At 49.1% G+C, this 11,222-nt stretch carries 14 protein-coding genes; 6 read left to right on the top strand and 8 right to left on the bottom strand.

Features of this window, described 5'->3' with window-relative positions; genetic code table 11:
- The coding region (locus J7439_RS24165; protein WP_209204613.1) for a hypothetical protein at positions 1-436 on the bottom strand (436 nt) is incomplete at its 3' end.
- 28 nt (positions 437-464) lie between these two features.
- Between J7439_RS24165 and J7439_RS24160 the strand changes: the two genes are divergently transcribed.
- From J7439_RS24160 to J7439_RS24150, 3 genes are all read left to right on the top strand, one after another.
- Positions 465-689 carry a hypothetical protein gene (locus tag J7439_RS24160; RefSeq protein WP_209204612.1) on the top strand — a complete coding sequence of 75 codons (225 nt, stop codon included), beginning with the start codon at positions 465-467 and terminating at the stop codon, positions 687-689.
- A gap of 54 nt (positions 690-743) precedes the next feature.
- The gene (locus J7439_RS24155) at positions 744-929 is read left to right on the top strand and encodes a hypothetical protein (RefSeq protein ID WP_209204611.1); all 186 of its coding nucleotides are present in this window, start codon (positions 744-746) and stop codon (positions 927-929) included.
- A gap of 391 nt (positions 930-1,320) precedes the next feature.
- Positions 1,321-2,232, top strand: a complete 912-nt coding sequence (locus J7439_RS24150; protein ID WP_209204610.1) for a substrate-binding periplasmic protein — start codon at positions 1,321-1,323, stop codon at positions 2,230-2,232.
- Positions 2,233-2,297: 65 nt separating this feature from the next.
- On the opposite strand, the gene J7439_RS24145 is transcribed toward J7439_RS24150, so the two are convergent.
- From J7439_RS24145 to J7439_RS24130, 4 genes are all read right to left on the bottom strand, one after another.
- On the bottom strand, positions 2,298-2,906 hold the full coding sequence (locus J7439_RS24145) for a glutathione S-transferase family protein (protein WP_209204609.1): 609 nt from the start codon (positions 2,904-2,906) through the stop codon (positions 2,298-2,300).
- Positions 2,907-2,918: 12 nt separating this feature from the next.
- Positions 2,919-3,971, bottom strand: a complete 1,053-nt coding sequence (gene curA / locus J7439_RS24140; protein ID WP_209204608.1) for an NADPH-dependent curcumin/dihydrocurcumin reductase — start codon at positions 3,969-3,971, stop codon at positions 2,919-2,921.
- Positions 3,972-4,212: 241 nt separating this feature from the next.
- A complete protein-coding gene (locus tag J7439_RS24135; RefSeq protein WP_209204607.1) occupies positions 4,213-4,887 on the bottom strand; it encodes a type 1 glutamine amidotransferase domain-containing protein in 675 nt (224 codons plus the stop codon).
- 116 nt (positions 4,888-5,003) lie between these two features.
- Positions 5,004-5,690 (bottom strand): hypothetical protein, encoded by a 687-nt coding sequence (locus J7439_RS24130; RefSeq protein ID WP_209204606.1) that lies wholly within the window; start codon positions 5,688-5,690, stop codon positions 5,004-5,006.
- Between the two features lie 301 nt (positions 5,691-5,991).
- Between J7439_RS24130 and J7439_RS24125 the strand changes: the two genes are divergently transcribed.
- A complete protein-coding gene (locus J7439_RS24125) occupies positions 5,992-6,528 on the top strand; it encodes a methylated-DNA--[protein]-cysteine S-methyltransferase (protein ID WP_502950443.1) in 537 nt (178 codons plus the stop codon).
- 56 nt (positions 6,529-6,584) lie between these two features.
- On the opposite strand, the gene rnt is transcribed toward J7439_RS24125, so the two are convergent.
- Entirely contained in the window at positions 6,585-7,226 is a 642-nt protein-coding gene (rnt, locus tag J7439_RS24120) for a ribonuclease T (RefSeq protein WP_353623120.1), read from the bottom strand.
- Positions 7,227-7,576: 350 nt separating this feature from the next.
- Positions 7,577-8,614: a dihydroorotase gene (pyrC, locus tag J7439_RS24115; RefSeq protein ID WP_209204604.1), complete on the bottom strand. Its 1,038-nt coding sequence runs from the start codon at positions 8,612-8,614 to the stop codon at positions 7,577-7,579.
- A 298-nt stretch (positions 8,615-8,912) separates the two neighbouring features.
- Between pyrC and J7439_RS24110 the strand changes: the two genes are divergently transcribed.
- Both J7439_RS24110 and J7439_RS24105 read left to right on the top strand, forming a co-directional pair.
- On the top strand, positions 8,913-10,127 hold the full coding sequence (locus J7439_RS24110; RefSeq protein WP_209204603.1) for an argininosuccinate synthase: 1,215 nt from the start codon (positions 8,913-8,915) through the stop codon (positions 10,125-10,127).
- Between the two features lie 111 nt (positions 10,128-10,238).
- Entirely contained in the window at positions 10,239-10,643 is a 405-nt protein-coding gene (locus J7439_RS24105; RefSeq protein WP_353623119.1) for a transposase, read from the top strand.
- Between the two features lie 227 nt (positions 10,644-10,870).
- On the opposite strand, the gene J7439_RS24100 is transcribed toward J7439_RS24105, so the two are convergent.
- The coding region (locus J7439_RS24100) for a hypothetical protein (protein WP_209204601.1) at positions 10,871-11,222 on the bottom strand (352 nt) is incomplete at its 5' end.

Below are 11,222 nucleotides of genomic sequence, written 5' to 3'. Positions count from 1 at the left end.
GTTTCAAGCATGGGTTAGCAGCAACCGCCTGAATGTTTTCCTCGCTTTCTTCTGCAAACTTTTTTATCTGAGTCTTCGACTTGAGCATGCTGGTAAGGCAGCTGGTATTTGTAATCTGCTGGGGATTGACAGCTAAAAAGAACGTGTTGGCCTTGGCAAAATAGCCTTTGAAAGTCTGAGAATCTTTAACAATGCTGAAGTTTTTTAACTTGGAAAAGAGGGAATGCGCAGGCGGCTTTCCCCTATCTCGCGCTAACTGGATTTTCCTGTCTTTGAGGTTTTTCAGAAGAGTTCCGGCATTCGTTAATATTGCTTGAATTTCTTGATTATTTAAATGTGTTCGCAGTTCATTTTGCTGGCTTACAGAAAATTCTGAAATTGATGTTTCACTGTTAATTTCTGTAGTGAGCGGTACATCCTTCATTGGTTCAGGCATGACCTGCACCATCGCTGAGGTATGTTCATTGCCAGTTAATAGACTGTTGTCGCTGACTGTTGGTAAATTTCTTGATAGGGAACTGATCACTCCCGGAAGCCTGGAAGCCGGGTCAGCAGGCATGGCCGGTTCGGTCTCCATTGGCTCCGGATTAGCAGGTAGCGAAGTTGCAGAACAGACAATACTCCTGCTGTTGTCAGTAACACGCCTGCGCTTTATGGATGGGATGGGCCCGGATTCAGATTGCAGTTGATGCGGTGGAAATGTTCCAGTGCCCGTTGTTGTCTGTTCCACCTGGTAACCTGACATGGATCGCTTTCTTTCTTGTTGTCGGCTGTTTGCTGGCTGGTGCCTTCCGGCTGCAGTGGCTGTTAACGGGGATACCGTGTCTGCGGTTACTGAGGAGGAAGGTGACTGCATGGTTTCTTCGGGGATTACCTGTTTCCAGTTGGAGAATCGTCTGGGGATGAAAACAATAGAACGTAAACGCTAATTTAACCAGCGTAATAGCCAACCCCGCCGGATCGGCTTATTCTTTAGTGGTTTCTGGGGTGGTCATCGGATAGTGGTTTCTGGGGTGGTCATCGGAGCCTCCATGTAATCAGAGGCTTTATGATCCATGATCAAATCTCAGCGAGGTAGGACGTGGGTTATTTTGGCAGTTAATATCGAAGGATGAAAAGTTGTGCAAATGATCAGATTATTGCACCATTTATACGCGCGAAGGTTCTGGCTGAGATATAAAAAACCATTATTTATAACAAGTTAACAACTTGGTATAAGCATTGCGTTGTCAGGACGAGACAGCACTAGCATGACCTTATAACCATAAAAATCAACGGAAGTTCTAGTGAGAATAAAGATGACATAAGGACCCCTTGAAGATGTTGGATGCAGTAAAGAAAAGCTTAACAGTCTGTCTGCTCATCACCGCGTTTAGTCCTCAGGCAGATCAAGTCAATCGAAGTGAACAGCATAAGCCCCCTGAAACCCTGATTATTGGTGTCGAAGATACCGCCTTTTATCCCCATTACACCACCTCAAAGGCAGGCGAATATACCGGCTATGCACGCGATCTGTTTGATCAATTTCAACAGCACTCAGGGATTCGTATTGAATATCGTCCCATGCCGGTCGAGCAGCTGTTTGATGCCCTGGTCTCTGGTGAAGTGGATATGAAATACCCGGATAACGCAAACTGGGCGTCTCATCATAAAGAAGGGTTGAATGTTACTTACAGCCAGCAAGTGAGCCGTTATGTCGATGGTGTGCTGCGAAAGCCTGAAGACCGGGGTAAGCCGTTGGCCGGGATCGATCAATTGGCGACGGTCTCCGGCTGGACTGTCTGGGATTATCTTGATCAGGTGAATTCCGGGAAGATTGCGGTCTCTGAGAAAAAAAACTTACGTCAGTTGGTTCGTGAGGTTATCAGGAATAAAGCCGATGGAGCCTATTTCAATATCGTCGTGGCCAGCCATTATCTGGAAAATGTTCGATTGTCGCCGCTGACCCTGGTGTTCGATCCGGGCTTGCCTCATACCCGGGGCACGTATCATTTATCCACCATCAAGTACCCCGGGATCGTGGCCCGGTTTAATGAGTTTCTACAGGAGCAGGCCGAACAGGTGGCTGACCTGAAAGACTTATATGCCGTGGAGAAGGATTTAGATAACGGCTACCTTGGCATGGAAACCTGGAAAGAGGAGTGGCTGGCAAGAAAGCGTGTTCGCAGAGTGAACTCAGATCAATCATTGCTGAAGACCGTCTCCACTTACACTACAGAGAAGGCTATTTAAACATCGCCAGAGAGCTGTTCAGGTTTTGGGTTCAGCAAACTGAACAGCCCAATGACTCTTAATGGTTATCCAAAGCTCCTGGCTTTTTGATAAGCACTTCGCTGATGCATGCGCTCAAGGAAAGCCAGAGTATTAGCACGTCCTTCCAGCACGCCTTGAGATTGGGCAATCTCAAGCATAAAGGTCATCATAATATCCGCTGCACTAAAGGAATCGCCCGCGAAATAGGGTGAATCCGCCAGGGTGGATTCGATATACGAAAAATCCAGGGCAAGTTCTTTAGCAAGGTAACCGTCCAGCGGTCGGGTACCGTCTCTTTGCTCCATCTGCAGAAGCAGATTGGCAATCAGAGGCAGGCTCAGAGAACCTTCGGCAAAATGCAGCCACTCCAGGTAGCGGTAATAGCCGGGTGTGCCAGCGTCCGGGCGCAGTCGCTTTTCGGCGTCCTGATCGAGAATGTACTCCATTACGGCACCGGACTCACACATCACCACGTCACCGTCCTCAATCACCGGAGCTTTATTGAGCGGGTGAATTTTTCCAAGGCTGGCAGGCGCTAAACGGGTGCTCGCATCCCGTTGATAATGCACTAACTGATATGGCATTTGCAGTTCTTCCAAAAGCCAGATCACACGGGTCGAACGGGATGCATTCAAGTGATGTACAGTAATCATGGAAAACCCCTGTTAAGCCAGGTTATCGGGACCGACACGAACTACAAGCTTGCCAAAGTTCTTGCCTTCAAGAAGACCAATAAAGGCTTCAACCGAGTTTTCCAGGCCGTCCACCAGGTGCTCTTTGTAATGGATTTGTCCCTGAGACAGCCACTGTTGCATAGCAGCGAAAAACTCGGGATACCGGTGGCCATAGTCGTCAAATACAATGAAACCCTGCATTTTAACGCGCTTGACTAACAGCGTACCCATCAGTGCGGACATCCGGTCCGGCCCCTCCGGTAAGGCAGTGGCATTGTATTGGGAAATCAGGCCACATAAGGGAACTCGGGCGGAAGGATTAAGCAATGGCATAACCGCATCAAAGACACGCCCACCGACATTCTCAAAATAAACATCAATACCATCTGCACAGGCATTGGCCAGCTGTGCTGGTAAATCTTCTGAATAATGATCAAGGCAAGCGTCAAAGCCCAATTTCTTAACTGCGTAGTCACACTTTTCAGCGCCACCAGCAATACCGACCACCTTACATCCTTTTATTTTGGCAATCTGACCGACAAGGCTACCCACAGCACCTGTGGCAGCTGCCACCACTACGGTTTCACCCGCTTCAGGCTGGCCAATATCCAGTAAGCCCATATAGGCTGTCAGCCCCGGCATACCCAGCACACCCAGGCCATAAGAAGGCTTGACCAGCGTACTGTCAATTTTGACCAGGTCAGCACCATTGGACACGCTGAAATCCTGCCAGCCGCCACCAGCAACCACCCAGTCACCCACTGCAAAATTGGCATTCCTGGAAAGCTCGACGCGACAAACACTGCCCCCAACCATCACCCCATTAATAGCCACCGGATCGGCGTATGACTTGGCATCATTCATCCGTCCACGCATATAAGGGTCGAGAGACAGATAGACCGTTCGCAACAATACTTCGCCCTCAGCTGGCTCAGGTTTGCTACTGCTGACTAACTTAAAGTTTTCAGCCGTTGGTGCCCCCGAGGGTCTGGACGCCAGCAGGATTTGTCGATTGGTGCTTTGGGATTGGTTTAAAGTATCCACGGTTTACTCCATTAAAATATTTATTAGATGAATGGGGCAAAAGCTGAAGAAGAGCGCTTTTGCCAGAAGACCTCGATCAAAAATCGCACTGTGAGGCGGGTAATGGCCAAGACGGTAAAATCAGTGCTTCAAACGTAAGACACTGGCTGGATAGCCTGCTTGATTAAGCGTAATCCAGCAAGCACTCTGAAGGTTACTGTCCTGAACATCAATGCCTGCAGTTATGCACCTGAGTTGTTCGTTAACGACTTAACAACCGGGTCATCGCAACAGCCACTGCATGAGCACTCGCCGGATTCTGCCCGGTGATCACACGATCATCTTCGATCACCAGCTCCTGCCATGGCTGAACTTTGTTGTAGCGGGCTGCATTGCGAGCGAGAGATTCCTCAAGAAGGAATGGGATGTCATTGATAGTGCCGAAATCAATTTCTTCTTCACGGGTAAAGCCAGTGACCGATTTTGTGGTCAGTAACTTCTCACCTGAACTCAGTGTAATCGGTAATAACGCCGCAGGTCCGTGACAAACCGCAGCCAGGACCCCACCTTTTTCATAGTGACTGGCACTTAACCTGGCCACCGTCTCATTTGACGCCAAATCAGACAGAAGGCCAAAGCCTCCCGGATAGAAGACCGCGTCGTAATCATCAATGTTAATTTCTGAGGCCGGGATTGTGTCGTTGATACGGTTCTGGAATTCTTCATTACCCAAAACACGACTATTGATCTCATCACCATCAACATCCGTTCCATAGAGTGGTGCCTTACCACCATTAATCGAGGTGATATCGTAGGTGAAACCATGCTCCATAAATACCTGTAAAGCATGGGTTAACTCGGGCGCGTAAGTACCGTTAGCCTGATCAGTAGTACCCAGCGTTGCGTGATTGGTAACAGGAATCAGAATTCTTTTCATGGGGGGCCCTCTCTACCGACTTGGATAACTATTCTTATGGCGACGACTATACTCCTGCCCCAAAGGTGATAATAGTGATTTTTTTAAATTCTTTCGCTCCTGACCACCTTCGTCTATCAAGTTGTGATATTGGCTGTAAATCTTTGAAAGAAACGCGAGGATGTTATCTTGCTTTCACAGGATCTGACATCCTGCATTAGTTTTTCAATTTCTTCAGGGAATAATGCTATTGCCAATTGTCCCATGAGTCCTTCGATATCATTGAGGCGTCGAAAGGTTTGAGGTGAAAAGTCTTTTGGTTCCATCGTAAGTCCCCGTTGTGAAGTCCATATCTTTCTTATGTTGGACTCCGGGTTGAGCAGATCCCTTCGCAGTGATTTTGCAAGTGCAGGTTTGGTACATTGTTCAGACCATTTTCCAAACAGATCTATGATGTCTGAACTCTCAATTTCCTGTTGCTGTTTACCAGGGATGGCTGCGGGGATACTCAGTCTGATTTTGTCCAGTAACTCAGGCAGACGTCTGCTGTCTCCATCAATCATCGCCAGCAAAAGTTCCGAACAGTGTTTATTAAACCCATTCGCTGATAAAGCACTACTCTTCGCGACATGAACTTTGATGTTTCTGGTTTTTAATGGTTTTTCAAGCCAGAAAATAAGTTTATTCGAAAGAGTTCGGACGCTTTGCCAAATAGCGGTTTTCTTTCCATGAAAAGACTTCCCGGTACTGGCTGCCCGGACGTTGTCTTTGTGGGGTTGAATTTTCTGTGGTGAGGGAGAGGTTGGTTTATTGACCGGGTCCATGGCTAATCCTCTTGCTTTATTATTCGGTACCGCTAAATTGATAGTAGTTTGATCTGAGCGTTGCTTTTCCTTCTACATCGCCCTGTTTGTTTCATCGAGATGATGTATTTTGTACCGATATCATTTTTTGCTGTCGTGTATTGTTTAAAGCCAGAAGGCAGATGACTCAGTTGCTTTTTATGATAATTTATCAATCTCACAATCTACAGTAGCGGGACATATTGCAGCAAATGTTTCTGGCTACTTGAAGGATGCACGATTTTACCCTGATCCAAAATACACTGAAATTGGTGATGCGCCTATGTACGCTATGCATAAAGAGAATCTGGTCGGTTGTCAGTGGTTGGAGTCACCTGTCGGGCGTCTCAACGTTATGGCCTCTGTTGATGGTGTTGTTTCTGTTAAACGGACCAATAGTCATGGTTTGCAGGCTGAAGCCAGCACTGCTGAGCATACATCGGTTGCCGTGCAACAGGCTATTAACAGTCATCTTGCTCAGGCCAGAGATGAGTTGGGGGCCTACTTTCGCGGAGAGTTGACCCGCTTCACGGTGGCCCTGGATCTTCGTGGTACCGACTTTCAGCAGCAGGTATGGAGTGCGTTACAACAGATTGGCTATGGGAAGAGCTGTTCCTACCAGGATATTGCCAGCAGCATCCGTCGGCCTAAAGCGGTCAGGGCCGTGGGAGCCGCCAATGGTGCCAACCCGGTGGCGATCATTGTGCCCTGCCACAGGGTAATCGGAAAAAATGGTAAACTGACCGGTTATGCCTATGGGGTTGAGATGAAGAAGTATCTGCTGGATCTTGAGCAGGGGAATAGAAGGGAAGGGGTATAATCAGGGGGCTGTGGCTGGCTTTTCATGGTTAAGGAAAAGGCCAGCCAGGGTTGCGATCAGAGCCAGCCGCCCAGGTCTTTCCAGCGGTTCACAATGGTACAGAACAGTTCAGCGGTTTTTTCCGTATCGTAACGGGCTGAGTGAGCCTCTGATTTATCAAAATCAATATCCGCTTCGACACAGGCTTTGGCGAGCACCGTTTGTCCATAGGCCAGACCGGCCAGCGTAGCGGTATCAAAGCAGGAGAACGGATGGAACGGATTCCGTTTCACATCACAGCGCTCAGCCGCCGCCATGACAAACCCCAGGTCGAACGACGCATTGTGTCCAACCAGTACCGCCCTGTTGCATCCCTGGCTTTTTACCGCTTTACGGACGGAACGGAAAATCTTGTTGATGGCCTCCTCTTCCGCCATGGCAATCCGCAGCGGGTGAAAGGGGTTAATACCAATAAAGTCGATAGCGGCCTGCTCAATATTGGCACCTTCGAATGGCTTGATATGGTACGACTCCGATGGGCCCGGGTGGATAAAACCGTGCTGATCCATTTCAATAACGGTGGCTGCAATTTCCAGCAGTGCATCTGTAGCGGCATTGAAGCCGCCGGTTTCCACATCGATTACCACGGGCAGAAAACCGCGGAATCTGTTGGCCATGGAGTGGCTGTCATCGGCCCTCAAAGGCTTCTCCTTACTCATTAACTGTAAAAAAATACCGCATTGCCACCAGGTTATAGGGCCTGTTGACGTTTCGTTGCGTGCTCAGTGGCTCAGAAAGGCGTCATATGCGCGAAAGACTTGCGCAGCGCGTAGTTATTCTACGCCAAGCAAGTCTGACAAAGCAGATGGCGCCTTTCTGAGCCACCCTTCGGGCGAATCAGGGCGCCCCTATGACTTCGTTGCGGCATTTTGAAAGGCAACCAGCCTTCCTGCAATGCCGCGCCTCGTCATAGGAGCGCCCTGATTCGCTGAGCACGCAACGAAACGTCAACAGGCCCTGGGCAGCAAGAGCGGGATTTTTCCTCTGCTCACGGCTGTTTAGCCAATGGCTATGATTTGAGCCGCCAGGATACGGTTTCTCCGGCTCTCAGAGGTTTCACCCGGTTATCACCGAAGGCAATGGATTCTGGCATGACCCAGTCTTCTTTCACCAGGGTAATGGTGTCCTGGTTTCTGGGCAGGCTATAGAAATCGGGGCCATTGAAACTGGCAAAGGCTTCCAGTTTATCCAGAGCGCCCATCATTTCAAAGGCCTCTGCATAAAGTTCAATGGCTGCCGGTGCTGTATAGCAGCCTGCACATCCACAGGGGGACTCTTTGGCACCAATGGCATGGGGAGCAGAGTCAGTTCCCAGGAAAAAGCGACGATTGCCGCTTACTGCGGCTTCCAGCAGCGCCTGCTGATGCCGACTTCTCTTGAGAATTGGCAGGCAGTAATAGTGGGGTTTGATACCACCAACCAGCATGTGGTTGCGATTATACAACAAATGATGGGCGGTAATGGTAGCACCCAGGTTTTCTCCCCCTTCACTGACGAACCGGGCAGCATCAGCCGTGGTGATGTGTTCCATGATGATCTTCAGGGTCGGGAAGCGTTCTACCAGTTTAATCAGGTGGCGGTCAATAAATGTCTTTTCCCGGTCAAAGATATCGATGTCGGCATCGGTCACTTCGCCATGCACCAGCAATGGCAGACCACACTCCGCCATGGCTTCCAAAGCACCGTAAATGTTCTCGAGATTGGTCACGCCGGAATCAGAATTAGTGGTTGCGCCAGCAGGATAAAGTTTCAGTGCCACCACATCACCCCGTTTATGGGCATCAAGGATGGTTTCACGGGACGTTTTATCGGTCAGGTACAGCGTCATTAATGGTTGAAATGCCGAGTCAGCAGGCACCTGTTCGAGAATACGCGTCTTGTACTGACTGGCCAGATCGGCATCCGTTACCGGTGGTACCAGGTTGGGCATAATGATCGCCCGGCCAAAGGTTCTGGCGGTGGCTGCCACCGTTTCCGTCAGAACATTGCCATCACGAAGGTGGAGGTGCCAGTCATCAGGGCGGGTAATGGTCAGTAATTGGCTCATTTTGGAAGGTACCTGTTCCGGTTATATATGATCGAACCGGATGGGCATCCTAGCGAAAAAAAGGCCATGTTGATAGTAGGGGCCTGAGAAAAGAGGCATAAAAGCAGAGGTTTAACCCGTATTTCCGGCCTTTTGATGTTATGATTCCCGGGCTTTTCTACACTGACTCCGGCTTTGGCCAAATAATGATGAAAGCGTCTTGGCGAAGCGCTATTTATGAATTATTATTCACAAAAAAAGAATATTTATCCTTATCTGTCTACAGATTCCTGTTGCAGTATGTCGTTGGAGTTGAGCAATGAAAAAAATCAATAAAGTGGTTCTGGCCTATTCCGGCGGCCTGGACACCTCAGTGATTGCAAAATGGCTGGAAGACACCTATCAGTGTGAAGTCGTTACCTTTACCGCGGACCTGGGGCAGGGTGAAGAGGTAGAGCCAGCCCGGGCCAAGGCAGAAGCCCTTGGCATTAAACAGATCTACATTGATGATCTGCGAGAAGAGTTTGTCCGTGACTTTGTCTTTCCCATGTTCCGTGCCAATACCATTTACGAGGGCGAATACCTGCTGGGAACCTCCATTGCCAGACCGCTGATTTCCAAGCGCCTGATTGAGATTGCCAATGAAACCGGTGCCGATGCCATTGCCCACGGTGCCACCGGTAAAGGGAATGACCAGGTGCGTTTCGAGCTGGGTGCTTATGCACTGAAACCGGGGGTTAAGGTGATTGCACCCTGGCGTGAGTGGGACCTGAACTCACGGGAAAAACTGCTGGCTTACTGCGATGAGCACGGTATTGCGGTGGAGCGCAAGAAAGGTAAATCGCCTTACTCAATGGATGCCAACCTGCTGCATATCTCTTATGAAGGCGGCATTCTGGAAGACCCATGGGCGGAGCCGGAAGAAGAGATGTGGCGCTGGTCGGTAGCGCCTGAATCCGCCCCGGATGTGCCGACCTATCTGAATCTGAGCTATCGCAAGGGGGATATTGTTGCCATTGATGGGGAAGCAATGACACCAGCCCGGGTGCTTGCCTGCCTGAACCGGATTGGTGGCGAAAATGGCATTGGCCGTCTGGATATTGTTGAGAACCGCTATGTGGGCATGAAGTCCCGGGGCTGTTATGAGACGCCCGGAGGCACCATCATGCTTAAAGCACACCGGGCCATTGAATCCATTACCCTGGACCGGGAAGTGGCGCACCTGAAAGATGAGTTGATGCCGCGCTATGCCAAACTGATCTACAACGGCTATTGGTGGTCACCGGAGCGGGAAATGCTCCAGAAGATGATTGATGAAAGCCAGGAGCCCGTGAACGGTGAAGTTCGCCTGAAATTGTATAAGGGAAATGTCACGGTGGTTGGCAGACGTTCTGACGACTCGCTGTTTGATGAAACTATTGCAACCTTTGAGGACGATGCCGGAGCCTACAACCAGGGAGATGCTGAAGGATTTATTAAGCTGAATGCATTGCGGTTAAGGATTGCGGCGAATAAAGGCCGAAAATTAGACTGAAAATGGCAGGCCTGCATTTCGGGATGCAGGCCATTCCCTATAATCGTATATTCCTGGCTATGTGACCGGGGTTGTAATGCCGCACGACTGCACGGATGCTAGTGCAGGAAAGTGCTAATACCCATACAACAAAAATACGCTTTGATTCGCATCCTTTTTTTGAATAGTGATTGGCTTGATAGCATGCTGATGAGTGATCCTGCTGCTGCAGGTTGGCATTTTGTTATGGGTCGTCTGAATACCCATATGTCAGAGGCTGCGGTCAAGGCAGTCGACAGGATTGAAGGTACAGCGGGAAAAAAGCTTGGAGTTAAAGGCAAATCCGGCATTCTCAAAAACATGAAAACACGGGCTGCTTACCTGGGCGATGTGTCCCATAAGGTTGTTTTCCACTATGCCCCGAAGGACGCATTATGGCTGAATCAGATAGAGGTATGGTTTTCGATTCTGGTGAGGCGCTTTCTGAAACGAAACAGTTTTACATCCACCGAAGAGCTGAAGGCCCGTCTCCACTAGGAGGCTGACCGAGAACAGACTGCCCTACTGCGGTGGCAGCAAATTGGTCTAAAAAGTCGGAAATTTTTAGCAAATAGAACCACTATTCACTAAAAATTTCCGACGTTTTATCCTCAATTTTCTGCCATCCTCGCTACGGGCGCTATTCTCGGTCAGCCTCCTGGTTTGTGGACTTCTTCAATGAGAAAATGGCCAAGCCTTTTAAGTGGACTTATAAAGGTCGGCCATTACAGGTGTAATGTTGTATGGGTATTAGCGCTTGGCTGCAGTAGGAACTCTTCAAGCCAGTCATGGTGGTTGTTGACCCGTTCTGACCCGGTCGCAAATAAATCAAAATCCGGCGACAATAAATCAGAATCCGACTCCCAAATGTCAATGTCAATTTCGTTCAGTCCAAGAGGGTCTTCTTTTCTGCATTCCAAGGCTGAATGCCAGGCGTTTTGTGTCTGTTTATCCACATCATAATGGTTGATCTTTTGGAGGACACTCATTAACTGCGGAAGTATCATTTCTTTCCGATAGGGTTCCAATAGTTCAAGTTCTCTATTCCCCAATATCGGAAAACGATCCAGCTCTTCC

Origin of the sequence: Salinisphaera sp. G21_0 (assembly GCF_017744115.1) — a bacterium.
Taxonomy (GTDB): Bacteria; Pseudomonadota; Gammaproteobacteria; order Pseudomonadales; family Endozoicomonadaceae; genus Endozoicomonas.
Note: the sequence above shows the minus strand (reverse complement) of the source record. Positions and strands in the feature narration are given on the sequence as shown.

Bases quoted from the DNA above. Each gene is read 5' to 3' on its own strand.
- J7439_RS24155 (WP_209204611.1), top strand. From the start codon at position 744: ATGGATCGCTTTCTTTCTTGTTGTCGGCTGTTTGCTGGCTGGTGCCTT.
- J7439_RS24150 (WP_209204610.1), top strand. From the start codon at position 1,321: ATGTTGGATGCAGTAAAGAAAAGCTTAACAGTCTGTCTGCTCATCACC.
- J7439_RS24145 (WP_209204609.1), bottom strand. From the start codon at position 2,906: ATGATTACTGTACATCACTTGAATGCATCCCGTTCGACCCGTGTGATC.
- J7439_RS24135 (WP_209204607.1), bottom strand. From the start codon at position 4,887: ATGAAAAGAATTCTGATTCCTGTTACCAATCACGCAACGCTGGGTACT.
- J7439_RS24130 (WP_209204606.1), bottom strand. From the start codon at position 5,690: ATGGACCCGGTCAATAAACCAACCTCTCCCTCACCACAGAAAATTCAA.
- J7439_RS24125 (WP_502950443.1), top strand. From the start codon at position 5,992: ATGTACGCTATGCATAAAGAGAATCTGGTCGGTTGTCAGTGGTTGGAG.
- rnt (WP_353623120.1), bottom strand. From the start codon at position 7,226: ATGAGTAAGGAGAAGCCTTTGAGGGCCGATGACAGCCACTCCATGGCC.
- pyrC (WP_209204604.1), bottom strand. From the start codon at position 8,614: ATGAGCCAATTACTGACCATTACCCGCCCTGATGACTGGCACCTCCAC.
- J7439_RS24110 (WP_209204603.1), top strand. From the start codon at position 8,913: ATGAAAAAAATCAATAAAGTGGTTCTGGCCTATTCCGGCGGCCTGGAC.